Genomic DNA, 22,816 nt, shown 5'->3' with positions numbered 1-22,816 from the left:
GATGACGGACGACGCGCCGGCCGGGCGCCTCACCCTCAACCTGATGCATTTCGCCCGCGCGCTGCGTGCCGCCGGCCTGCCGGTCGGGCCGGGCAAGGTCTTGCAGGCGGTGGAGGCGGTGGAGGCGGTCGGGCTGTCCAACCGCACCGACTTCTATTGGGCGCTCCATGCCATCTTCGTGAACCGCCACGACCAGAGCGAGCTGTTCGATCAGGCCTTCCACGTCTTCTGGCGCAATCCCGACATCCTGAAGAAGATGATGTCGCTGATGCTGCCTAAGGTGCGGACGGAGGCGCCGCCCGACCAGCCGGAAATGGCACAGCGCCTTGCCGAAGCCCTGCACGGCAGCGGCGCCGAACGGGAGGAGCCGGAAAAGACCGAGATCGAGGTCGACGCCTCCTTCACCGTGTCCGCCGCCGAACGGCTTCAGGACAAGGATTTCGAGAAGATGACGGGGGAGGAGATGGCGCAGGCCAAGCGCCTGCTGGCCCGTCTCGCCCTGCCGCTGGCGGAGGTGACCACGCGGCGCCATCGGCCCGACCCGGCGGGTCCGCGCGTCGATCCGCAGGCCACCCTGCGCCGGATGCTGCGCAGCGGCGGCGATTTGTCCGACCTCGCCCGCAAGTGCCGCCGTACCCGGCCGCCGCCGCTGGTGGTGCTGTGCGACATCTCCGGCTCGATGACCCGCTATTCGCGGATGCTGCTGCATTTCATGCATGCGGTGACCAACGACCGTGACCGTGTCCACAGCTTCGTCTTCGGCACGCGGCTGACCAACATCACGCGGCACCTGCGGCAAAAGGACGTCGATGTGGCGCTGGACGCCGTGTCGGGGGCGGTCGCCGACTGGTCTGGGGGTACAAGGATCGGTACCGCACTCCACGCATTCAACCGGACCTGGGCGCGCCGGGTGCTGGGCCAGGGGGCCGTGGTGCTGCTCATTACCGACGGGCTTGACAGGGATGCAGGGGAAGGGCTTGCGGCAGAGGCCGAACGGTTGCACAAAAGCTGCAGGCGGCTCGTCTGGCTGAATCCTTTGTTGCGCTGGGAAGGCTTCGCGCCGAAATCCTCGGGCATCCGGGCGCTGCTGCCGCATGTGGACGATTTTCTTGCGGCCCACAGCCTGAACAGCCTCGCGGATCTGGCCGATGCCCTGTCGGCCGATGGTCCGCGTCGTAGCCCGGGCTTGCGTCGCTGGTTGAAGGAGGCGGCGGGATGAACGACACCCTGATGGCGGACAACATCGTGGAGCAGGCGGCCGCATGGCGGTCCGCCGGCCGCAGGGTGGCCCTGGCGACCGTTGTGGCGACCTGGGGCTCGTCGCCGCGGCCGGTCGGTAGCCAGATGGCGGTCGATGACCGTGGCTCCATGGCCGGCTCCGTGTCCGGCGGCTGCATCGAAGGCGCCGTGGCGCATGAGGCCACCAAGACGATGGAGGACGGCGAACCGCGCCTGCTGTCCTTCGGCATCACCAATGAAATGGCCTGGGAAGTCGGGCTGGCCTGTGGCGGACAGGTGCAGGTCTATGTCGAGGCCGTGGAATGAAACGCGAAATTCTCGATCGGCTGCTTGCGGCGAAGGCCGCCGCGATCCCGGCCGCCCTGGTGACCGATCTGAACAGCGGTCTCCAGACACTTGTTTTCGAAGACGCCGTCCATGGCGGTTTCGGGCTTGAGCAGGATTTGCTGGACGAGGTCCGCCGGCGCATCCGCCAGGACCGTTCCGGCCTGCTGGTCGACCCACAGGACGAGGACGGCTTCCGCCTGTTCGTGCATGTCCACAACCCGGCGATGCGGCTGCTGATCGTCGGCGCCGTGCACATCGCCCAGGCGCTGGCCCCGGTCGCGGCGCTCACCGGCTACGACGTGACGGTGATCGACCCGCGCGGCGCCTTCGCCACCGAGGCGCGCTTCCCCGGCGTGAAGCTGAACCACCTCTGGCCCGACGAGGCGCTGGCTGAACTGAAGCCCGATGTCCGCACCGCCGTGGTCACGCTGACCCACGATCCGAAGCTGGACGACCCGGCGCTGATCGCCGCCCTGCGCTCCCCCGCCTTCTATGTCGGCGCGCTGGGCAGCAAGCGCACCCACGCACTGCGCCTGGACCGCCTGCGCGACGAAGGGCTGAGCGAGGTCGAGGTGAAGCGCATCCGCGGCCCGGTCGGCCTGTCGATCGGTGCCGTCACCCCGGCGGAGATCGCGATTGCGATCATGGGCCAGATCACCTGCGTACGGCGGGGCGAGAACCATCCCTGCTGAGGGTTGAGGATCAGGATGGGGGAGCCAGCCAGTCGATCTCCCCCACCCCACACCTTCCGCCCATTGCCCGGCTCCGGCCCGGTTGCCATATCCGTGGGCATACACCGTCCGTGCCCATCCGGAGCCCCCATGTTCTTCGGCCCGCTTCCCCTGTCCGATGCCGAGGGCGCAATCCTCGCTCATTCCCTGCGCCTGGGTTCAATCGCCTTCAAGAAGGGCCGCCGGCTGTCGGCCGATGACATCAAAGCCCTGCGCGATGCAGGCATCGCCGAAGTGATCGCCGCCAAGCTGTCTGACAGTGACATCGCCGAGGACGCCGCCGCCACCCGCATCGCCGCCGCCGTGGCAGGTCGGGCCGTCCAGGTGGCCGCCGCCTTCACCGGGCGCGTCAACCTGTTCGCCGAAGCCCATGGCCTGCTGCGCCTCGCGCCCTCCCGCATCGACGCCATCAACGAGATCGACGAGAGCGTCACCATCGCCACCCTGCCCGACTTCGCTCCGATCGAACCCGGTCAGATGCTGGCCACGGTTAAGATCATCCCCTTCGCCGCCCCCGCCGCCGCGGTGGAGCAGGCGGAGCGGATCGCCACCGACGGACCACCGCCGCTGGCCGTCCTGCCCTATCGTCCGCTGTCGGTGGCACTGATCCAGACAAGCCTTCCCGGAGTGAAGGACAGCGTAATCGACAAGACCGTCGCCGTGACGCGGGAGCGGGTCAAGGCGCTCGGCGGAACCCTCATCCACGAGTCGCGCTGCGCCCATGCCGTGGCGGCACTTGCGGCAGAGATCGCCGGGGTGCCGTCAGCCGACCTGCTGCTGATCGCCGGCGCGTCGGCCATCACCGACCGCCGCGACGTGCTGCCCGCCGCAATCGAGCGGGCCGGCGGGGTGGTGGAGCATTTCGGCATGCCGGTCGATCCTGGCAACCTGCTGCTGCTGGCGAGGCGTAACGGCAAGCCAGTGCTGGGGCTGCCGGGCTGTGCGCGTTCACCCAAGCTGAACGGCTTCGACTGGGTGTTGCAGCGCATCGCCGCCGGGATTCCGCCAAGTCGGGCCGAGGTGATGCGGATGGGTGTCGGCGGGCTGCTGGCCGAAATCCCGACCCGCCCGCTTCCACGCGCCGGTGTAGCGACGGAAGCGCCACGGGCGCCGCGTGTCACCGCCCTGGTGCTGGCCGCCGGCCGGTCCAGTCGCATGGGCTCGACCAACAAGCTGCTGGCGGAGGTCAACGGCACGCCACTGGTCGCTCGCGCGGTCGATGCCGCGCTCGCCTCGCAAGCCGCCAATGTCATCGTCGTCACCGGCCATCAGGGGGAAAGCGTGGCCCGGGCTCTGGCCAACCGCCCGGTGACCTTCGTCCACAACCCCGCCTTCGCCGACGGGCTCAGCAGTTCGCTGCGCGCCGGACTGGCGGCAGTGCCGAGCGAGTCGGATGCGGTGGTGGTGTGCCTGGGCGACATGCCGCGGGTGGCGTCCGCGGTGATCGACCGGCTGATCGCCGCCTACAGCCCGCTGGAAGGCCGCGCCATCTGCATCCCGACCACCCATGGCAAGCAGGGCAATCCGGTGCTGTGGGACCGCGCCTTCTTCACCGAGATGGCGGCGCTGAGCGGCGACGCTGGTGCCAAGCGGCTGATCGGCCAGCATGCCGACCGGCTGTGCGAGGTGCCGGTGGACGACGCCGGCATCCTCTACGACGTCGACACCCCCGACCTGCTGGCCCGCTTCACCGAAACTGTCAGCGCGCCAGATCCAGCCAGCGCCGGGTCATCGCGCGGGTGAAGCGCTCCGCCACCGGCAGGTGGGTGGCGATCGAATCCTCCAGACCGTGCAGCATCCCGGCATTGCTCTGCCGTGCCTCCTCCCGGATGCGCGACGCCCAGCCGCGCAGGATGTCGCCGGTGGCCTCGGGGTGGAACTGGAAGGCGTAGGTGGCGCGGCCGAGACGGAATGCCTGACGGTCGCAGGCTTCGCTATAGGCCAGCGGCACGGCGCCTTCGGGAAATTCGAAAGTGTCGTAATGCCATTGGGCGAGGGTCAGCTCCGGACCGAAGCCGCTCAGCAACGGGTCATCCTGCGCACCGCCGGTCAGGCTGACGCGATGGATGCCCAGTTCCGGCGTGGTGTGGCGGTAGACCCTGGCGCCATAGGCGCGGGCCGCCAGCTGCGCGCCCAGGCAGATGCCCATCACCGGCCGGTCGGCGTCGGTGAAGTCGCGGATCGTCTCCATCACCCGCCCGAAATGCGGCCCCTTCTCGTCGTCCCAGGCGTCCTGCGGACCGCCCAGCACCACCAGACCGGCAAAGCCGTCCTTGTCGGGGATCGCCTCCCCCTCGTTGGCGGCGATGGTGTGGAGGGTGGCGCCATTTTCAGTCAGCGCATCGCCCACCAGACCGATGGGAGCGGTACGGCTGTTCTGAACGACCAGAATGCGCATGGGTCTGCTCGGCTCGCGTCGTTGGCACGGTTGTCATCAAGTTGTGAGACCGTTGCGGGCAGAGTTCAAGGCACAGGCTTTGCCGACCGCATGCCCCGCTATGCAAAGCCGCTATGCGCGGCGGCGGAAAGCTGGTCTAGACTGTAGGCCGTTTCCTGCCGGAGGTCCCTTCCGCATGCTGTCCCGCCGCCAACTCATTGCCGCACCGTTGTTCGCCGCCATCGTCGGCTTGGCTTTTCCCGCCTGGGCACAGACCGGCACGCTGACCTTCCTGCACGTCAACGACGTGTACGAGATCACGCCGGTGAAGGGACAGGGCGGGTTCGGGCCACTGATGACCCTGCTGAAGCGGGAACGCGCCGCCGCCCCCGATGCGATCACCACGGTCGGCGGCGATTTCCTGTCGCCGTCGCTGCTGTCCGGCACGACGCGGGGCGAACAGATGATCACGCTGTTCAACGCCATCGGCGTCGATGCGGTGACCTTCGGCAATCATGAATTCGACTTTGGCCCCGACCTGCTGAAGCAGCGCATGGCCGAATCGAAGTTTCCCTGGATCGGCACCAATGTACGGTCGGCTGACGGCTCCGCCTTCGCCAACACGGTGCCGAGTTGGACCAGGACGATCGACGGCATCACCGTCGGCTTCCTCGGCCTGATCACCCCCGACACCGCACGCCTGTCGAGCGCCGGGCCGAGCCTCAGCTTCCCACCCGTGCTGGAGACTGCTGCTGCAGCGGTGAAGGAGTTGCGGGCGAAGGGGGCGTCGGTCGTTGTGGCGCTGACCCACCTGACCATCGAGGACGACCGCGAACTGGCGTCCAAGGTCAAGGGCATCGACCTGATTCTGGGCGGCCACGACCATGACCCGATCAGCTTCTACGAGGGTTCCACCCTGATCCTGAAGGCCGGGCACGACGCGCAGTATCTCGGCGTCGTAAAGCTGGCGGTCGAGACGAAAGATGCGGGCAAGGGCCTGACCACAACCACCGTCCCGACCGAATGGCGTTTCGTCACCACCGCCGGCGTGCCCGCCGACCCGGAGGTCGAAATGGTGGTTGAAGGTTACACCAAGCGCCTGGACGGCGATCTTGCCGCGGTGATCGGCACCACGACGACCGAACTCGACAGCCGCAAGGACGTGGTGCGCAGCCGCGAGGCCAGCATGGGCAACCTGATCGCCGATGCCCTGCGCGAAACGCTGAAGGCCGACGTCGCAATCACCAACGGCGGCGGCATCCGCGCCGATGCGCTGCATCCCTCCGGCTCCACCCTGACCCGCAGGGACATCTTCGCCGAACTGCCCTTCGGCAATGTCGGCGTGCTGGTGGAAATGTCAGGACAGGATCTGATCTCCACCCTCGAACATGGCGTCAGCAAGGTGGAGGAGAAGGCCGGCCGCTTCCCGCAGGTCTCGGGCCTGACCATGACCTACGACCCGAAGGCGCCGGCAGGACGGCGGGTAACCTCGATCCTGGTCAGCGGCAAGCCGGTCGACCCGCAGGCGACCTACCGCGTCGCCACCAACGATTACATGCTGAAGGGCGGCGACGGCTATGCCGCCTTCCCGCGTTCCAAAGTCATCGTCGATGCATCGGGAGCGGTGTTGCTGGCGACCATCGTGATGAACTACGTCGAGGCCAAGAAAACGGTGGCCCCGGCGGTGGGCGGCAGGATCGTGGCAAAATAACGCAGCGGCCGGGACATTATCGTGCCCTGGACCGTCACTCCGTTGCGCGGGGCGGGCTTTTCCCTTTAGGGTAGCCTGTCCGCCCTACATCCGCGCCGAAGGCCGCCGCATGTCCGACACCCTGACCGCCCGTTCCAACGACTTCGCCCAGACCTTCAACACCGCCCATGGCGAAGCCGGGCTGGGCCGGGTGTCGATCGCCCACATCCTGCAACGCATCCAGACCGACCCGAATTTCCTGTTCAGCGAGGACTTCCGCCAGGGTGCCGGGCAATGCCCGTTCCATGCCGGCAAGACCGAGGGCGCAGCAGCGGGCGCGGCACCGATCCCCCAGGACGATGCCGACAAGGTGGCAGTCAACAGCCTGCTCGCCCTGCTGTTCAACCGGCTGCGCGACCACATCGCCGGCAATCTGCCCTTCGATGCGGACGGAAGGCCGATGCTGCCGATCCGACCGCGCTCGCCGCACGGGTTGGACCCGGCGGATCGTGACGCCATGGCGGCAGCGGCGCCCGACGTCTTCTGCTCCGTCCTGCGCGACGCGACCTGCCATCTGCTGGATGGGTTGATCACCGGATGGGCCGTCGATTTGGTGAAGGAGGAGGAATATTTCCGCTCCCAGGGTTCCGGGGCCATCTCGCTGGAGGCGGCGGCAACCTTCGTCCTGCGCACGGTGCTGGAGCATTCGCCGCTGTACCAGCGGGCCGGCTATGACATGCTGTCGATCACCAAGACCGGCAGCCACACCGCCATCCACATCTGCTGGGCGATGGTGGAGGCCGCACCGCTGCTGGTACCGGGACGGGACGCCGCCTTCTATGACGACCTTGTCCACCGCAGCCTGAAACAGATCGTGCCGCTGTCGATGGCCAGCCTGGGCATGCTGGTCCATTACATGGAGGAAAGCGGGATAGAGCCGCCCGACGGGCTGGCCGTGCACCGCCTGCCCAAGGACCAGACGGCTTTCGTTCTGGACGCCAACGGGCTGATCCGGCTGAACGCCGATCCCATCGTCACCTTCGCCAAGCCGGGGGAGCGCTATTACACCGGCTGCCCTGCCTTCTACACCACCAACCTGATCAAGCTGTATCTCGACATCGTCGCCGGGCTGGCACTCGACTATTCCGTCTACGACCGCCTGCAGGAGGGCTGAGCCCGATGGCCCGCACCAACGACTTCGCCCTGACCTATGCCGGTGCGCATGAGAAGGCCGGGATGACCCGGATCAACCTCGCGCCCATCCTCCATCGCATCGCCGAGGAGCCGGACTATCTCCTCAGCGAGGAGTTGCTGTCGCTGGCCGGCCACTGCCCAGCCCATGCCGACACCCGCAAGGAGGATTACGAGAAGGTCGCGATCAACACCCTGCTGGGATTCCTCTATGTCGATCTGCGGGAGCACATCATCGCCCGCATGCCGCTGGACGAGGCCGGGCATCTGCTGCTGTCGACCCCGCCGGAGTCGCCACACGGGTTGGACTTCAACGATCCCGACGGACTGGCCGCCGCCGATCCCGACCGCATGGTCGGCTTCCTGCGCGATTCCGTCTGCCATCTGCTGGACGCCATCATCAAGGATTGGGCGATCAAGGTAATGGTGGAGGAGGATCGCTGCCGGACGGAGGGGACGATCACCGACATGGCCGCCGCCGGCTATGTGCTGGGCCGCGAGTTGCAGAAGTCGGTGCTGCATGGCCCGTCCGGCTACGACATGCTGTCGATCACAAAGACCGGCAGTCACACCGCGCTGCATGTCTGCTGGAATCTGGTGGAAGCGGCGCCGCTTCTGCGGCCGGGGCTGGAGGCCGCGGCCTATGACGACCTCGCCCGCCGCAGCCTGAAGCAGGTTCTGCCGCTGGCGATGGGCAGCCTGGGCATGCTGTGCCAGTTCATGGCGGCGGGAAAGATCGAGGCCGACGACCATCAGGCCATCCACCCGCTGCGCAGCGACCAGTCGGCCTTCCTCTATGATCCGGACAAGGATCTGATCGTCCTCAACACCGACCTGATCGAACCGACCGCGATGGCGGGAGAACACCATTATACCGGCTGCCCGGCCTTCTACGCCAACGGCCTGATCAACCTTTACATGGAAATCGTGCTGACGCTGGCCGCCCAGTACGGCATGTATGTGCGGCTGCAGGACAGGGTGGCCTGAGCCGTTTGGCGTAATGGGGTTCTTGACGGATCGCCGACCATGCCTATGTTGGCGTTCCGTCAGAGTCGGAAGGTTTGAGTTGGCGAAGAAAAGCACCCTGCGGGCGGTCACCACCACCGCGCTGGCCGATGCGATCAAGCGCAACCGCAGCCGCATGGCAACGCCGTGGCAGCGGGCACTCGGCCATATTGAAAGCGTGTTCATCGACCACGCCTGTTTCCGGCTTATCTACTCCAACACCTACCGCATCTCCCCCAATATGTACCGGGCTAGCCAGCCCTCGCCGTCGCACATCGCGGCGGCGGCGCGCAATGGGGTGAAGACGATCCTGAACCTGCGCGGCTCCCGCGACTGCGCCTCCTACATCCTGGAGGGGGAGGCCTGCCGCGCCCAGGGGCTGGAACTGGTCGATTTCCCTGTGAACTCCCGCGACATGCCGAAGAAGGAAACCCTTCTGAAGGCGCGCGAGCTGTTCAAGACCATGACTTATCCGGCGCTGATGCACTGCAAGTCGGGAGCGGACCGCGCGGGCTTCATGTCGACGCTGTATCTGTTCGCGCATGAAGGCCAGCCGCTCGACCAGGCGATGAAGCAGCTGTCCTGGAAGTATGGCCACTTCAAGCAGGCGAAGACAGGCATTCTCGATTATTTCTTCGAGCTGTACGCCGCCTACAACCAGAAACGCCCGATCGCCTTCTGGGATTGGGTCGAGCGTGTCTATGACCCGGTCGAGGCCAAGGCGAGCTTCCGATCGCGCGAATGGGCGGACGCCGTGGTCGACCGGGTGCTGGGCCGCGAATAACGACGCGACCCGCTTCCGTCAGCGGGCGACATACCAGTCGGCGCGATGGTTGAAGGCGACGAAGGCGTTCAGCACAGCCGCTCCCAGGATCGACGCCAGCAGCGCCGGCCAGTCCAGCACGAAGGCGGCGGCCGAGAACACCGCCAGATCGAACAGCGACTGCAACCAGCCCGCCCGAAAGCCGGTCTTCTCTTGCAGGTAATAGGCGAGGATGCCGACACCGCCTCCGCTCGCACCGTGACGGAACAGCCCGATCACCCCGATCCCGACACAAAAGCCGGCAAGCACTGCCGCGACAAAGGGGTTGATGACGCTGAAGCTCATCATCGACGGCAGCAGGCCGGACAGCACGGCGATGCCGGTCACCGCGATCAGCGATTTGACCGTAAAGCCGACGCCGATGCGAGCCAGCGCAAGAAAATAGAAGGGTAGATTGACCAGGAAGAACAGCGTTCCAAAATCGACTCCTGTCGCGTAAGAAATCACAAAGGCCAGCCCTGCAGCCTGCCCGGTGACCAGCCCGGCGGCATGAAGAATGGCAATTCCGAACGAGGTCATGACGACGCCAAACAACTGCCCTTGCAAATTATCAAAGACACTATGCGCAGCGCGTGGGCGCTCATAAGTCGTCGATGCAGGGGATGACGAAATAGTCGAGGCGGAATTGTTCGTCATGCCAGCTACCCCTCGGTGTCGCCTGTGTGTTTACACGCGACGACCAATATAGGTCATTTCTGCTGACCTATCCATACTTCGCTTCGTCGAAGAGGTGAGCTATGCGTTTTGCAGGGGCATGGGTGAGGAGGCGGTCCTTTGGTGCCAACCGCCATCCCCTTACCCAATCCTTTCCCACAGACCGGAGGCGACAAAGGAGTTCACAGAACAATCGACGGATGGGAAATCACGCCGCCAAAGTCCGCGCCAGCGTGTCGCCATCGACGTTGCGGCCGGACAGCACCGCCACCGTCCGCCCGGTCCGCCCCAGCCGCCCCCCAAGCACCGCGGCGACTCCTGCCGCCCCAGCCCCTTCCGCCACCACGCCAAAGGAGCGGTGAAGCGCCCTCATCGCGGCGGCGATCTCGCCCTCCTCCACCTCGACCACGCGGTCTACCAGGGTGTCAACAATCGCCTGCGGCAGTTTACCCAGCGCATGGACGTTGATCCCATCGGCCAGCGTCGGGCCACCCCGCCGGGCCAGCCGCACGCCGATCACCCTCACCCAGGGCTTCTGCGCCTTCACAGCGGCTGCCACCCCGGCCAGCAGGCCGCCGCCGCCGACCGGCACCACCACCGTGTCGACATCCGGGCGGTCGGCCAGGATCTCCAGCCCAACGGTGCCCTGACCGGCGATCACATCGGGATCGTCATAGGGGTGGAGGAAGGTCAGCCGCCGCTCCGCCGCCAGTTCCAGAGCCTTGCCCTTCGCTTCGCCGACGGTAGCACCGTGAAGCATCACCTCGGCACCCAATTCCGCGGTGCGCTCCACCTTGCAACGGGGGGCCGTCTTCGGCATCACGATGGTGGCCTTCACCCCCAGCCGGGCGGCATGCAGCGCCACCCCCTGGGCATGGTTGCCGGCCGACATCGCCACCACGCCGCCGGCCCGCTCCGGCGCCGTCAGCCGCAGCAGACGGTTCAACGCCCCACGCTCCTTGAAGGCGCCGGTGGCCTGGAACACCTCCGCCTTCAGCCACAATTCGCTTCCCAGCGTCGGCGCATGCAGCAGCGGCGTGCGGACGATCTGGCCGGACAGCCGCCGGGCGGCATCGGTCACCGCCGTCAGCGGCAGCCATGCCGGCAGACGGTGTTCAAGATCGGGGCTGTGGACGGAGGCGCATACGGAAAGAGTGCGCGCGGAATCGGCATGCGCGGTGAACATCGCGAAAATCCTCGGCGAACGAATTCTTTGGGTAGGACGGGCGTACCCCGGACCGCCTCAGCGGACCGGGTGAATAATTCGCGCCGAGCCACACATTCGCTCGCCGAAGCCGACGTCAACAGACGACGCCGCAGCAGCGGTCGGAGAATTGGACTTGCCATGAACCGGATTGAGGGTCCCGGAAACCACATGGTGCAGCAACACGCCACACACTCCACACGACCATTGAACACGAAAACGGCAACTCTCCGACGCTTCAGAGCGCCGGGCCGGTAATTCGCATTCGCATGGTGTCGGTGGTCTTCATAATGTTGTGCTTACCCGTTGCCGAGGCGGCGGTCAAGCCGTCATCGTTCAAAATGTCGCAGGCCGGTACGGTTCCTCACGTCACCTCGACCCGGTTCCGCCCGAGCGCCTTTGCCCGGTAGAGCGCCTGATCGGCCCGCCCGAGCACGCTTTCCACCGTATCGCCCAGCGGTCGCACCTCGGTCAGGCCGAAGCTTCCGGTCAACTGGAAGCACCGGCCGTCAGGCAGTTCGATCGCCAGCGCGGCCAAGCCGCTGCGCAGCCGCTCGGCGATCGTCACACCGTCGGCGCGCGAGCTGTCCGGCAGGAGAATGGCGAATTCCTCACCGCCAATCCGACCGATCTGGTCGGTGGCGCGCATATGGCTGCGGATTTCCTCGACCACCCTGCGAATCGCAACGTCGCCGGCGCCGTGCCCCATCTCGTCATTGATGCGCTTGAAATGATCGATGTCGAGCATGACGAGGCAGCCTGTACCGCCGGTCTGGCGGCTGTCCGCGACAGCCTCCTGCCCGGTCAGCAGCCGTTCCAGCAGGTCGAGGATATGGCGGCGGTTGTGAGCGCCGCTCAGCGGATCGGTGGTGGCGAGACGGTGCAGTTCACGCTCCATCCGCCGGCGCTCGGTGATGTCTGTAGCGATACCGATCACCCCGGCGGCGGCACCTTCAGGCGAGGACAGCGGGCGCTTCACCACCAGCAATTCACGCGGATCCCCGTCCGGTCCCGAAACACTGGTCTCGAAGGAAATGGCGTCAGTTCCCGCCGGCATCGGATCCGAATCATCCTGGGTCCGCGCGGACCACTCGATCCTATCGGCGGCGTTCGGAAACAGCTCCCGGAAGGCGCGGTTGCACAGGGCATAGCGACCGGCGAAGTCCCGGTACCAGACCGGGCTCGGCATAAGCTCCACCAGATTCTCGATGAAGCGTCGCTGCTCGTCGGCGAGCGCGGTCTGCCGCTCCAGTTCCGCGGTGCGTTCGGCGACGCGGCGTTCGAGCGACTGGTTCAGCGTCTCGATGGTGACCAGATCGCACCAGCCGCGCACGGCGCTGACCAGACTGGTGAACAGTTTCTGGGCGGTCAGCTCCGCCTTGCTTTTGTAGTCGTTGATGTCATAGGCAACGATGGCGTCACGCTCCGGCGCCTGCCCCGGCTGGCCGGTGCGCAGGATGATGCGAATGTGCCGATTGCCCAGATCGCGCCGGATGTGATGGACCAGACGCAAGCCCGCATCCTGGGTCTCCATCACGACATCGAGCAGCACCACGGGCAGGTCGGTCCGCCCAGCCAGGATCGTCCGCGCCTCCGCCGCGGAATAGGCGCTGACGATAGCAAAGCGGCGGCCTTGGAATTCGAAATCGTTCAGCAGCACGCGCGTCATCGCGTGGACCTGCTCGTCATCGTCGACAACCAGAACCGGCCAGGGAATGGCGGCCGCCGACGTCCGGTCCGGCACCGGTCCGGCCTCGTCATCCTGGAACATCAGATCGTCGGGCGACATGTCACCTGCCGGGATTTGCCCAGTTGAAGGTTGCATAAGCCTGTACTCACCGGGCCTCGATGTCGACACCTGAAAAATCCTGATTGAAAATGTTGTTCGTGTAGTTCTTCACCTCGCTACGGTGGGCGACGACGATGATGGAGTGCGCAATCGGGAACCAGGGGGTTTCCCGATGGAAGATCCGCTGGGCCTCCCGGTAATGGGCGGTCCGGCGGGCGACATCGCTGGTCACCTTGGCCTTGGTGATCTGCTCCTCGAAATCGGGATTGCACCATCTCGCGATGTTGGCACCACCGGGGCGGACCGCGCCACAGTTCAGCAGGAAATAGAGAAAATTATCCGGATCGCCATTGTCGCCGGTCCAGCCATAGAGGACCATGTCCTGATCGCCCTGCGTCACCTGGCGGCGATAATTGCCCCAGCTTTCGGTCTTCAGGGTGAGTTTGATCCCGACGCGTTCCAGATTCTCGCGGATCATCTCGGCGGCGCGCTTGCCGCTGGGCAGGTAGGGGCGCGTCACCGGCGTGTACCACAGGTCAAGGCTGAAGCCTTCGGGATAGCCTGCCTCGACCAGCAGGCGGCGGGCTTCGGCCGGGTCGAACGGATAATCCTCGATGCTGTCGTCGTAGGACCACATCCCGGGCGGTATCGGATTCTTGGCCGGCAGTCCGCCATTCTGATAGACAGCGTCGACCAGGGTGCGCTTGTCGATCGCCAGTGTGATCGCCCGCCTCACCCGCACATCGTCCAGCGGCGGCTTGCGGGTGTTGAACGCCATATAGGCAACGTTGCGCCCGTCCTGCTGCTCCAGCACCAGATTCGGGTCTTTCTCGATGTTCCCCAGTTCGGCCGGGTTGGGGAAGATCATCACATGGCATTCGCCCGACCGCAGCTTGTTCAGGCGCACCGCGATGTTCGGCGTGATCGAGTAGATCAGGTTGTCCAGCGGTTGGCGCCCCCGCCAATAGCCATCGAAAGCCTTGTAACGGATTGCCGCGTCCTTCTGGTAGGACACGAGCCGGAACGGCCCCGTTCCGATCGGCATCTCGTCGATCAAATTCTTCCGGCCGGCCTTCATAAGGACATCGGCATATTCGGCGGATTGGATCGACAGGAACGGCATCGCCAGATCGGCCAGGAAGGGGGCCTCCGGGTGATCCAGAGTGATGCGGACGGTGTGGTCGTCGAGCTTCACCACCGACTTCAACAGGGTTGGCAGCCCCATATCCCTGAAGTAGTCATAAGTCGCCGCCCCGACATTATGATAGGGGTGGTCGGGATTCCATTGACGCTCGAAGGTAAACAGAACGTCATCGGCATTGAGCGGTCTGCTCGGGGTGAACAGATCGTTGGAATGGAAGTTCACATTCCGACGCAGATGGAAATCATAGACGAGACCATCGGCCGAGATCGTGTAGGATTCCGCCAGGCCGCTGTTCATGATCTGCCCATCCGGCCCCATTTCGACCAGATTGTTGAACAGCGGAGTGACCGCATTCACGGTGGTGCCGGATGTAGAGATCTGCGCGTTGAAGCTCTGCGGATTTCCCTCGGTGCAGTAGACGAGGGATTTCTCCGCCAACGCCGTGCCGGACATCGCGGCAAGCCCGACAAGAACGATCGCCCCCTTTGCAAGAGTCCCCGTCAACGTCTTCAGCGGCAAAGGCATTCACTGCTCCAGCGGCGATGGCACTGCGGCGACCAATGTCATGTTATCAGTGGCAAATCGTCGTGGAAAGCGAATGGTGAACCGCACGCCATCATCAGGACGGCTGTCCACCGTGATCTTTCCACCAAGACGGTTAACCACGAGATTATAAACAATATGAAGGCCGAGTCCGGTGCTGCCAGCACCGCGCCGGGTCGTAAAGAATGGATCGAACACCCGCCCGAGATCAGCGGGTCCGATCCCACGGCCATCGTCGCTGTAGACCAGCGTCACCATGTCGGCAGCGTCCTCGGTGGCGGAAATCAGCAGCTGCCCCCGCTGTCCTTCCCGATAGGCATGGGTGATGGAGTTCATCACCAGATTGGTGAGAATCTGCGCGAGAACACCGGGATAGCCGTCGATTTCAACAGCTTCCGGGCATTCGACCCGCAGAGTGTGCCCTGCCCGCCGCCAGGACGGGCTGAGGCTCGTCGCCAGATCCTCCAGATAGGGCTTCAGCAGGAAAAGCCGCTCCTCGCCGCTGGTCTGGTCGGCGGCGACCTGCTTGAAGCTCTGCACCAGTTCACAGGCCTGCTGCAGGTTCAGCACCAGCAGCCGGGCGATTTCATCCGCCGTATCCTGGAACTCGGCGAAGTCGCTGCGGCGCAGGTTGCCCCCGCTCGCCTGCCGGGCCAAGTCGGTCAAGCGGTCCTGCAAATGGGTGGCGCCCATCAGGGCATTGCCCAATGGCGTGTTGATCTCATGCGCCACGCCGGCAACCAGACCACCCAGCGAAGCCATCTTCTCCGCCTGGATCAGGTCGGCCTGGGTGCGCCGCAAGTCTTCGAGGGCACGGTCGGCACGGTCCTTCGCCTGTCGGGCCGCCTGTTCGCGCAGGCCGATCTCGCGGATGAAGAAGGCGGCGGCACGCGCCATCGCCCCGAACTCATCCTGGCGCCGCGTGCCGTCGATGGGTCCGGCCAATGGGTCCTCCGCCAGACTGGTCATCTGCCGTTGCAGGCGCAGCACCGGCCGGCTGATCGACCGCGCCACCACCGCCGCGGCGCCGCCGGCCAGCAGCAGGCCGATGGTCGCACCGACGAGCAGAATGCGGGTCAGCAGCTCGCCGATGCGCGCGGCTTCCTCCCGGAAGGTCTCGTCCAGTTGCCGGGCGGTCTCGACCAGGGCGCCGGCGTCGCGATCCATGGCGATCAGCAGCTGGTTCAGCCTGCGCAGCCCGTCGGACGTGCGGCGCAGGCTGTCACGCCAGTTGCGGATGGCCGACAGCACTTCATCCTGCAACAGCGGCGACATGGGGAGGCTGCGCACCGTCTCAAGCAGAGTGCCGGCATCGGCCACGATGCGGTCGGCCTCCTCAGCGTCGCGCACCGCCACCGCGTCGGCGGCCCTCCGGCCCAGACGCAGTGCCACGACGGCGACGTTCTGTGTCTCCTGCTCGGTGTCGTTGGCCTGGATGGCGTAGGCGATCAGCTGCACCACCTCGTCCTGGATCGCCGTGTATCCGGTGGCCTTCACCATCAGGATGCGGGCGGTCAGCGCCTCGATCGCCGAAGCCGCCTGCGCGCCGGCACGCTGCGCCGCTTCGAGCGCCCGCTGAGCCGCGGCGGCGCGTGCCTGGACTTGGTAAAGCGCCTCCAGCGGCGGTTGCAGGGACGGGAGCAGCGAGGACAGGAAGGTGACGTCCGGCTGGCGATCCAGCGTTCCGGTCAGCACCAGCGCCCGCACCACCGGCAGCGTATGGACGACATGTTCCGCCAGCATCCGCTCGCCCAGGGCGCCGGGGGAGGTCCGGCCTTGGGGTTCTTCGGCTCCCGGCCCCGCGGCAGCCTGCACAGCCTCTTCGAATCGGCTCAGCGCCGCATCGCGTTCGGCCTGGGCGGTACGCAGTTCCCCGACGGCGACCTGCAGATCAGCGACCGTGGCCGCATAGCGGGCGGCGGCCTGCTTCGCCGGATAACGGTCGACCAGCGGATCGGTCCGCCCCAGCGCCGCCTGCAACCGGTCAGCGGTTGCCGTCAGCCTGTCGATGGCGATGCGGAAATCGGCCTGGGTCAGAGGGCGACCATTGCCGAACAGGCCCATTCCGAATCCAAGCGCGGCGACATGCTGGGCCTCCGCACGCTGCAAATCCAGCATCGCCTCGCGGAGTTCGTGGGCGCCGTCGACCACGTCGCGGCTGTCGCGCAGCCGCTGGTCCGCCTCGGTCAGCGATCCCAGCGAGTCGACGTTGGCGGCATGCTGGCGTTCGCGGGCGCGATCGGTCAGCGCCATCAGGGTGGCGGAGTGGAGCCCCATGTCGGCCACGGCGGCATCGTTGGCGGCCGTCACCTGGATGAAGCTGCGCATCTGGTCGACATAGCGCGCCAGCACGACAGTCGCCCGCTCCACTTCCGCCCGGTGGGTGTCGGCGGATCCGGCCTTGTCCAGCTGACGCAGCTCGGCCGCCGCCGAGTCCGACATCTTCTCGAACCGTTCAGCGCGGCTGGCCCGGTCGGCCGGCGCCACCTGAAGATAATCGATGCGGGCAGCGGTCGCCGCCAGCACGTCGCGATAGACCGAACCGGCGAGCACCGCCGATTCGTACACCCGCTCGCTGCGGCCCAGCAGCAGCCCGCCCGCCACCGCGATCACCGCCGCGACCACGACCGGTACGCCCCCGACAACAGCGATGCGCGAGCGAATCCTCATGCGCGTTCCGCCACGCCGTCACATGCGCCGGCGGCCCGGAAAGAGTGCCGGGTGACGGGCAGGCATTGGGAAGAGGTTGAAGGGCGATCCGCCACGAACGCTCCGCACTCAGAACCTCATCGGCCTTAGCAGAGCAATGAACGGCGGCAAAGGGATAAAGCTTCCGGAAAAAAGGGGATAGGTCGGATGGGGCGAATGGTCGCCCCAAACGATCCCTTCTGTCGACATTTCACGACTTTGCCGCGATTCCGAGCTTGGCTTGCACGGCGGGTAGCCCATCCTTGCCATCAATGGTGGTGACCCCCGACAGCCAGCCTTTCAGCACGTCCGGGTTCTTCTTCAGCCAGGCCTTGGCGGCCGCATCCGGCTTCTTGTTGCCGTTCATGATGTCGTCCATCACGGCATTTTCCATCGCCAGCGTGAAGGACAGGTTGGACAGCAGCTTGCCCACGTTGGGGCATTCGGCGGCATAGCCCTTGCGGACATTGGTGGCGACGGTGGCGCCGCCCAGGTTGGGGCCGAACCAGTCGTCGCCGCCTTCCAGATAGGTCAGCTCGAAGCTCTTGTTCATCGGGTGCGGTTCCCAACCCAGGAAGACCACCCAGCCCTTGTTGCGGGTCGCCCGCTTGACCTCGGCCAGCATGCCGGCCTCGCTGGATTCCACCAGCTTGAAGTCCTTGAGGCCGAAGGCGTCGGCCTTCAGCATCTTGTCGATGATCAGGTTGCCGTCGTTGCCGGCCTCGATGCCGTAGATCTTGCCGCCCAGCTTGTCCTTGAACTTGGCGATGTCGGCGAAGGTCTTCAGCCCGGCGTCGGCGGCGTATTTCGGCACGGCGAGCGTGTATTTGGCGCCCTCCAGATTGACACGCGTCACCTCGACGGAGCCGTCCTCCAGCACCGGCTTGATGAAGGGCTCCATCGTCGGCATCCAGTTGCCGAGGAAGACATCCAGCGACTTGGTCTTCAGGCCGGTGTAGACCAGGGGCACCGACGACATCGTGGTGGTCGGCTTGTAGCCGAGCGCGTCCAGCGTGACGGAGGCGAGCGCCGTCGTCGCCGCGATGTCGGTCCAGCCGACATCGCCGAAGCGCACCGTCTTGCAGGCGGCCGGCTCGGCGGCCAGCGCCCCGCCGGCACCTAGCGCCAGGACCACGGCGATGCCCGCGCCGGCAATCCCATTGGCCAGAGCCTTCCATCCGTTCATATCCTCAACTCCTCTTTCTTGTCGTTCCAGTTGGTCGTTCGGGTCCGCGTTGTGGCGGATTACCGTTTTCATCATCGACGGGGCGGCGAAAATGGCGCATTTGTTGCGAAGCAAGCCAAGGTTCCGGTTGGAAGCGCCTTGGCGGAAAAGGACAGGAGACCGCCCGCCCCATGCCCAAAGTCGGAATGGAACCGATCCGCCGCCGCCAGTTGATCGACGCCACCATCACCTCGATGGGCGAGCACGGGCTGGTCGACACCACGGTCCAGACGATCAGCCGCGGGGCCGGTGTCTCGCCGGGCATCATCCACCACTATTTCGGCGGCAAGGACGAACTGCTGGCCGCGACTATGCGCAGCATGCTGCAACAACTGCGCGACGACGCGACCCAGCGACTGGCGACCGCCGACTCGCCGCGTGCCCGGCTGGAGGCAATCGTCGACTGCAACTTCGCTCCTGGCCAGTTCGAGCCGCGGGTGGTCGCCGCCTGGCTGGGCTTCTGGGCCCAGGCACCGCACAATCCGGCGCTGTCGCGGCTGCAACGGATCAATGCCCGCCGGCTGCACTCCAATCTGCTGCATGCCCTGCGCCCGCTGCTGCCGCCGGAGCGGGCGGAACGGGTGGCAGTCGGGTTGGCGGCGATGATCGACGGGCTGTGGCTGCGCTTCGCCCTGACCGGCGCCATCGACGGCAGCGCCGCCCGGGCCGTGGCGCTGGGCTATCTCGATTCCGAACTGAACGCCTGACCTCACCGCCGCCACCAGCGCCGCTTTGCCGTTCCAGCGGTGCGGCGGCCATTCCTCTGGCCCACCCCCCGGCCTATGCCCCGTCCCATGCCCCGGCCGAAGCTCTGGGTGATGCGGTCGAGAACGACGGCCAGCAGGACGACGGCCAGCCCGCTCTGCACGCCGAGTCCGATGTCCAGCCGCTGGATACCCTGCAGCACCACGTTGCCGAGCCCCCCGGCGCCGATCATCGAAGCGACGACAATCATCGACAGCGCCATCATCATGGTCTGGTTCACCCCGGCCATGATCGACGGCAGGGCGTTGGGAAGCTGAATCTTGAACAGCAACTGGTGGTCGCGGCAGCCGAAGGCACGACCGGCCTCCACCAGTTCGGCAGGCACCTGCCGGATGCCCAGCGCCGTCAGGCGTACCGCCGGCGGCATGGCGAAGACCACGGTGGCGATGATGCCCGGAACCCGGCCCAGCCCGAAGAACAGCACCGCCGGGATCAGATAGACGAAGGCCGGCATCGTCTGCATCAGGTCGAGCAGCGTCTTGCCCACCCCATCGGCGATCTTGCTGCGTGCCATCCAGATGCCGAGCGGCACCCCGCCGATCAGGCTGAGCACGGTGGAGGCAAGGACGAGACCGAGGGTGGAGACCGTCGGCTCCCACAGCCCCATCACATAGATCCCGCCCAGCGACAGCAGGGTGAACAGCGCGAAGCCGCGCCCGACCCGCCACAGCGCGACCGCCGACAGCAGCAGCGCCAGCAGCCAGGGCGGCACCCCCAGCAGCAGCCCGTCCAGCGCCTCGCCAAGCCCATCGACCGTCGCGGCGATCAGGGTCAGCGCCGGCTGCCCATGATCGAGGATGGTCGTCACCAGCCATTCGGACCCGCGGGCGATGCCGCCGCCGATGGTCTCGTTCAGCCACTCGATGTCAAGCGGGCCGATGTCGAGCAGCGTGATGTCAGCCATGCCGCACCTCGCGCCCGGCGCTCTTGCCACGGTCGAGGGCCGCCAGCAGCACCGCACGGGAAATCACGCCGAGAAAGCGGCCGTCGGCGTCCACCACCGGCAGCGGACAGGGAGCCGCGGCGACCCGGCCGAGAAGCGCATGGATCGGCGTGTCGGCCGCCACCGGCTCCAGCCCGAACAGAGCCGAGGTGCCATCGCCGGCCAGAACACCGCGGAAATGGCCCGCCGCATCGGTGCGGTAACGATAGCGTCCCGGTTCGCCCGGATCTCCCTCATCCGGTGGCCGGGCGAGATCACGGGCGCGCAGCACGCGCGAAGCATCGACGCCGCGGAAGAAGGCACGGACGTAGTCGTCGGCCGGCGCCCGCAGGATTTCCGCCGGGGTGCCGATCTGGGCAATGCGGCCGTCCTCCATCACCGCGATGCGGTCTGCGATCCGCATAGCCTCCTCCGCGTCGTGGGAGATGAAGACGATGGTGCGGGCATCCTCGCGCTGGAGCCGGAGAAGCTCGTCCTGCATGTCGCTGCGGATCAGCGGGTCGAGTGCGGAAAATGCCTCGTCCATCAGCATGATCGTCGGATTCTTGGCCAGCGCGCGGGCCAGCCCGACGCGCTGCTGCATGCCACCCGACAACTCGTCCGGGAAGCGGTCGGCATAGTCCGACAACCCGACCCGCTCCAGCGCCGCCAGCGCCGCCTTGCGCCGGTCCGCCCGCTTCACCCCGGCGACCTCCAGCCCGAAGGCGGCATTCTCCAGCGCGGTGCGGTTCGGCAGCAGGGCAAAGGACTGGAAGACCATGCTCATGTCCCGCCTCAGCACCTCGACAAGGTCGCCGTACGGCAGAGCGGTCAGGTCGCGGCCATCCAGCCGGATTTCACCCTCCGACGGTTCGATCAGGCGGTTCAGCAACCGGATGATGGTCGATTTGCCCGATCCAGACAGACCCATGATGACGAAGATCTCACCGGCCCGGATGTCGAAGCTGGCCTCGGCCACGCCGACATTGACGTTCAGCCGTTGCAGCACCTCCGCCTTGGTGGCCCCGCGGCGCAGCATCTCAAGCGCCGGACGGGGGTCGTCGGCGAAGACCTTGCGCAGGCCACGCACCGCCAGACGCACCTGTCCAGTCGCCGTCGAAGACGAAGCGGTGGGCGTGGGCAGGATCATCGTCATGGGCAAGGCTTCCGGAACGCAACAGACCAGGGTGAAGGCAATCGGGCCGTAGATTGCCCCGAGACGAGGGGCGCGGTCGATAGCTGCGTTCAGGAAACCTGCATTTTGATGGTGCCATCGCGCAATTGGTCGCGCCCGAATGCGGATTTTATTTTGATTGATCGTTCAATGAAAAACCTGAAGCTGGATTTCACTTCAGTCTCCCGCCCCGCGACGGCGAGAACTTATTCCCCCTTGCACTCCGCTCGAAGACCATGTCGGACGCGGCGCCGGGCTGCTCCGGCACCGCATCGGCCACCATCATGACGAGTTGGGTCAGCGGCCGGTGAAATTCGGCCTGCGCTTGGCGATGAAAGCGCCGACGCCCTCGATGAAATCGCTGGTGGTGGCGGTGGCGAGAAAGCGGTCGCGCTCGGCGTCCAACTGCTCGTCCAGCGTCCGTTCGAAGGACTGCCGCATCAGATGGCGGATGCCGGCATAGGCGGCGGTCGGTCCGCTGGCGAGCCGCTCTGCCAGTTTCGCCGTCTCCTCCGCCAGGCATGCCGCCGGCACCACCCGGTTGACCAGACCGATCCGCAGGGCCTCCGCCGCGTCGACCACGTCCGACAGCATCGCCAGTTCCATGGCGCGGCGAAGACCGACCAGCCGAGGCAGGTGGAAGCTGCCCGACCCGTCCGGCGTGGCGCCGATGCGGGCATAGGCCATGGTGAATTTGGCATCGTCGGCGGCGATGCAGAGGTCGGCGGCGCTGGCGAGGCTCATCCCCGCCCCCGCCACCGGTCCGTGGACGGACGCGAGAACCGGCACGTCCAGCCGATCGAGAACACGCAACGCCCCATGCAGATGGACGATGATGGCGCCGGCCACGGCCGGGGCAGCGCCGGGATCGTCGTTGAAACGGCCGACATCGCCGCCGGCCATGAAGCCGCGGCCATTGCCGGCGATCACCAGCACCCGTGTCGGCCCTTTTCCGCCTTCTTCGGCCACGCTACGGCAGGCCTCCAGAAAAGCTGCGGCGGTCGCCTCGTCCAGCGCGTTCAGCACACCGGGGCGGTTCAGCCGGATCCAGGATACGGCCCCCTCGCGGACGAGCAGGACCGGTGAGGCGGTGTCGGACATCATGGCATCTCCCAGAACTTTCCCCGTCAGACGGTATGTTGCCGATCGGCATGGGCTGTCAATGGTTCGGTTGACCTAATGGTCAACCACATCCCTGGAGCCACCTGCGGTGACGGACCAAATCCATGGCTTGGCTGTTGGAACCGGGGATAGGACTTAGGTTCCTGCCTGCGAACGGACATTTGGGAGAACCGCCATGCATCGTCGGATCCAGACCAGCTCGC

19 protein-coding genes are annotated in these 22,816 nt (G+C 66.2%); 9 read left to right on the top strand and 10 right to left on the bottom strand.

What is annotated here, in order from left to right; translation table 11 throughout:
• Nucleotide 1: 1 nt before the first annotated feature.
• From E6C72_RS20780 to E6C72_RS20765, 4 genes are all read left to right on the top strand, one after another.
• Nucleotides 2–1,219, top strand: coding sequence for a VWA domain-containing protein (locus E6C72_RS20780; protein ID WP_109084784.1), 1,218 nt, complete (start codon nt 2–4; stop codon nt 1,217–1,219).
• Nucleotides 1,216–1,545 carry an XdhC family protein gene (locus tag E6C72_RS20775; RefSeq protein ID WP_199228708.1) on the top strand — a complete coding sequence of 110 codons (330 nt, stop codon included), beginning with the start codon at nt 1,216–1,218 and terminating at the stop codon, nt 1,543–1,545. The genes E6C72_RS20780 and E6C72_RS20775 overlap by 4 nt, the downstream gene beginning before the upstream one ends.
• Nucleotides 1,542–2,258 carry an XdhC family protein gene (locus tag E6C72_RS20770; RefSeq protein ID WP_109084785.1) on the top strand — a complete coding sequence of 239 codons (717 nt, stop codon included), beginning with the start codon at nt 1,542–1,544 and terminating at the stop codon, nt 2,256–2,258. Before E6C72_RS20775 ends, E6C72_RS20770 begins: the two co-directional genes overlap by 4 nt.
• 129 nt (nt 2,259–2,387) lie before the next feature.
• Complete coding sequence (locus tag E6C72_RS20765; RefSeq protein WP_109084786.1) at nt 2,388–4,040, top strand: NTP transferase domain-containing protein; 1,653 nt, start codon at nt 2,388–2,390, stop codon at nt 4,038–4,040.
• Here E6C72_RS20765 and E6C72_RS20760 read toward each other — a convergent pair.
• Complete coding sequence (locus E6C72_RS20760) at nt 3,997–4,695, bottom strand: type 1 glutamine amidotransferase (protein ID WP_109084787.1); 699 nt, start codon at nt 4,693–4,695, stop codon at nt 3,997–3,999. The genes E6C72_RS20765 and E6C72_RS20760 overlap by 44 nt on opposite strands.
• Nucleotides 4,696–4,870: 175 nt before the next feature.
• Here E6C72_RS20760 and E6C72_RS20755 point away from each other — a divergent pair, with 175 nt between their 5' ends.
• The 4 genes from E6C72_RS20755 (at nt 4,871) to E6C72_RS20740 (ending at nt 9,344) form a co-directional block, all read left to right on the top strand.
• Nucleotides 4,871–6,385, top strand: a complete 1,515-nt coding sequence (locus E6C72_RS20755; RefSeq protein WP_109084788.1) for a bifunctional UDP-sugar hydrolase/5'-nucleotidase — start codon at nt 4,871–4,873, stop codon at nt 6,383–6,385.
• A 109-nt stretch (nt 6,386–6,494) separates the two neighbouring features.
• A complete protein-coding gene (locus tag E6C72_RS20750; protein ID WP_109084789.1) occupies nt 6,495–7,538 on the top strand; it encodes a hypothetical protein in 1,044 nt (347 codons plus the stop codon).
• Nucleotides 7,539–7,543: 5 nt separating this feature from the next.
• Nucleotides 7,544–8,542: a hypothetical protein gene (locus tag E6C72_RS20745; RefSeq protein WP_109084790.1), complete on the top strand. Its 999-nt coding sequence runs from the start codon at nt 7,544–7,546 to the stop codon at nt 8,540–8,542.
• 79 nt (nt 8,543–8,621) lie between these two features.
• On the top strand, nt 8,622–9,344 hold the full coding sequence (locus E6C72_RS20740) for a beta-lactamase hydrolase domain-containing protein (protein WP_109084791.1): 723 nt from the start codon (nt 8,622–8,624) through the stop codon (nt 9,342–9,344).
• A gap of 18 nt (nt 9,345–9,362) precedes the next feature.
• On the opposite strand, the gene E6C72_RS20735 is transcribed toward E6C72_RS20740, so the two are convergent.
• The 6 genes from E6C72_RS20735 to E6C72_RS20710 form a co-directional block, all read right to left on the bottom strand.
• Complete coding sequence (locus E6C72_RS20735; protein WP_109084792.1) at nt 9,363–10,019, bottom strand: YitT family protein; 657 nt, start codon at nt 10,017–10,019, stop codon at nt 9,363–9,365.
• Nucleotides 10,020–10,245: 226 nt separating this feature from the next.
• Nucleotides 10,246–11,223 carry a pyridoxal-phosphate dependent enzyme gene (locus E6C72_RS20730; RefSeq protein WP_109084793.1) on the bottom strand — a complete coding sequence of 326 codons (978 nt, stop codon included), beginning with the start codon at nt 11,221–11,223 and terminating at the stop codon, nt 10,246–10,248.
• A gap of 382 nt (nt 11,224–11,605) precedes the next feature.
• A complete protein-coding gene (locus E6C72_RS20725) occupies nt 11,606–13,030 on the bottom strand; it encodes a GGDEF domain-containing response regulator (RefSeq protein ID WP_109084794.1) in 1,425 nt (474 codons plus the stop codon).
• 46 nt (nt 13,031–13,076) lie between these two features.
• Entirely contained in the window at nt 13,077–14,699 is a 1,623-nt protein-coding gene (locus E6C72_RS20720; RefSeq protein WP_109084795.1) for an ABC transporter substrate-binding protein, read from the bottom strand.
• A complete protein-coding gene (locus tag E6C72_RS20715) occupies nt 14,700–17,387 on the bottom strand; it encodes an ATP-binding protein (protein ID WP_109084796.1) in 2,688 nt (895 codons plus the stop codon).
• A gap of 229 nt (nt 17,388–17,616) precedes the next feature.
• Entirely contained in the window at nt 17,617–18,591 is a 975-nt protein-coding gene (locus E6C72_RS20710) for a choline ABC transporter substrate-binding protein (protein ID WP_109084797.1), read from the bottom strand.
• Nucleotides 18,592–18,761: 170 nt separating this feature from the next.
• Between E6C72_RS20710 and betI the strand changes: the two genes are divergently transcribed.
• Nucleotides 18,762–19,337: a transcriptional regulator BetI gene (betI, locus tag E6C72_RS20705; RefSeq protein WP_109084798.1), complete on the top strand. Its 576-nt coding sequence runs from the start codon at nt 18,762–18,764 to the stop codon at nt 19,335–19,337.
• A gap of 2 nt (nt 19,338–19,339) precedes the next feature.
• Here betI and E6C72_RS20700 read toward each other — a convergent pair whose 3' ends face one another.
• The 3 genes from E6C72_RS20700 to E6C72_RS20690 form a co-directional block, all read right to left on the bottom strand.
• Nucleotides 19,340–20,299, bottom strand: a complete 960-nt coding sequence (locus E6C72_RS20700) for a proline/glycine betaine ABC transporter permease (protein ID WP_109084799.1) — start codon at nt 20,297–20,299, stop codon at nt 19,340–19,342.
• Entirely contained in the window at nt 20,292–21,473 is a 1,182-nt protein-coding gene (locus E6C72_RS20695; RefSeq protein WP_247875551.1) for a glycine betaine/L-proline ABC transporter ATP-binding protein, read from the bottom strand. The genes E6C72_RS20700 and E6C72_RS20695 overlap by 8 nt, the downstream gene beginning before the upstream one ends.
• A 315-nt stretch (nt 21,474–21,788) precedes the next feature.
• The gene (locus tag E6C72_RS20690; RefSeq protein WP_247875553.1) at nt 21,789–22,595 is read right to left on the bottom strand and encodes an enoyl-CoA hydratase/isomerase family protein; all 807 of its coding nucleotides are present in this window, start codon (nt 22,593–22,595) and stop codon (nt 21,789–21,791) included.
• Between the last annotated feature and the right edge of the window lie 221 nt (nt 22,596–22,816).

It is taken from the genome of Azospirillum sp. TSH100 (genome assembly GCF_004923295.1).
Lineage (GTDB): Bacteria > Pseudomonadota > Alphaproteobacteria > Azospirillales > Azospirillaceae > Azospirillum.
The sequence above is the reverse complement of the archived record's forward strand: the minus strand, read 5'-3'. Positions and strand labels throughout refer to the sequence as shown.

Coding starts and splice junctions, on each gene's coding strand:
- E6C72_RS20780 (WP_109084784.1), top strand. CDS start 2: ATGACGGACGACGCGCCGGCCGGGCGCCTCACCCTCAACCTGATGCAT.
- E6C72_RS20775 (WP_199228708.1), top strand. CDS start 1,216: ATGAACGACACCCTGATGGCGGACAACATCGTGGAGCAGGCGGCCGCA.
- E6C72_RS20770 (WP_109084785.1), top strand. CDS start 1,542: ATGAAACGCGAAATTCTCGATCGGCTGCTTGCGGCGAAGGCCGCCGCG.
- E6C72_RS20765 (WP_109084786.1), top strand. CDS start 2,388: ATGTTCTTCGGCCCGCTTCCCCTGTCCGATGCCGAGGGCGCAATCCTC.
- E6C72_RS20760 (WP_109084787.1), bottom strand. CDS start 4,695: ATGCGCATTCTGGTCGTTCAGAACAGCCGTACCGCTCCCATCGGTCTG.
- E6C72_RS20755 (WP_109084788.1), top strand. CDS start 4,871: ATGCTGTCCCGCCGCCAACTCATTGCCGCACCGTTGTTCGCCGCCATC.
- E6C72_RS20750 (WP_109084789.1), top strand. CDS start 6,495: ATGTCCGACACCCTGACCGCCCGTTCCAACGACTTCGCCCAGACCTTC.
- E6C72_RS20745 (WP_109084790.1), top strand. CDS start 7,544: ATGGCCCGCACCAACGACTTCGCCCTGACCTATGCCGGTGCGCATGAG.
- E6C72_RS20735 (WP_109084792.1), bottom strand. CDS start 10,019: ATGACGAACAATTCCGCCTCGACTATTTCGTCATCCCCTGCATCGACG.
- E6C72_RS20730 (WP_109084793.1), bottom strand. CDS start 11,223: ATGTTCACCGCGCATGCCGATTCCGCGCGCACTCTTTCCGTATGCGCC.
- E6C72_RS20725 (WP_109084794.1), bottom strand. CDS start 13,030: ATGTCGCCCGACGATCTGATGTTCCAGGATGACGAGGCCGGACCGGTG.
- E6C72_RS20720 (WP_109084795.1), bottom strand. CDS start 14,699: ATGCCTTTGCCGCTGAAGACGTTGACGGGGACTCTTGCAAAGGGGGCG.
- E6C72_RS20715 (WP_109084796.1), bottom strand. CDS start 17,387: ATGAGGATTCGCTCGCGCATCGCTGTTGTCGGGGGCGTACCGGTCGTG.
- E6C72_RS20710 (WP_109084797.1), bottom strand. CDS start 18,591: ATGAACGGATGGAAGGCTCTGGCCAATGGGATTGCCGGCGCGGGCATC.
- betI (WP_109084798.1), top strand. CDS start 18,762: ATGCCCAAAGTCGGAATGGAACCGATCCGCCGCCGCCAGTTGATCGAC.
- E6C72_RS20700 (WP_109084799.1), bottom strand. CDS start 20,299: ATGGCTGACATCACGCTGCTCGACATCGGCCCGCTTGACATCGAGTGG.
- E6C72_RS20695 (WP_247875551.1), bottom strand. CDS start 21,473: ATGACGATGATCCTGCCCACGCCCACCGCTTCGTCTTCGACGGCGACT.
- E6C72_RS20690 (WP_247875553.1), bottom strand. CDS start 22,595: ATGATGTCCGACACCGCCTCACCGGTCCTGCTCGTCCGCGAGGGGGCC.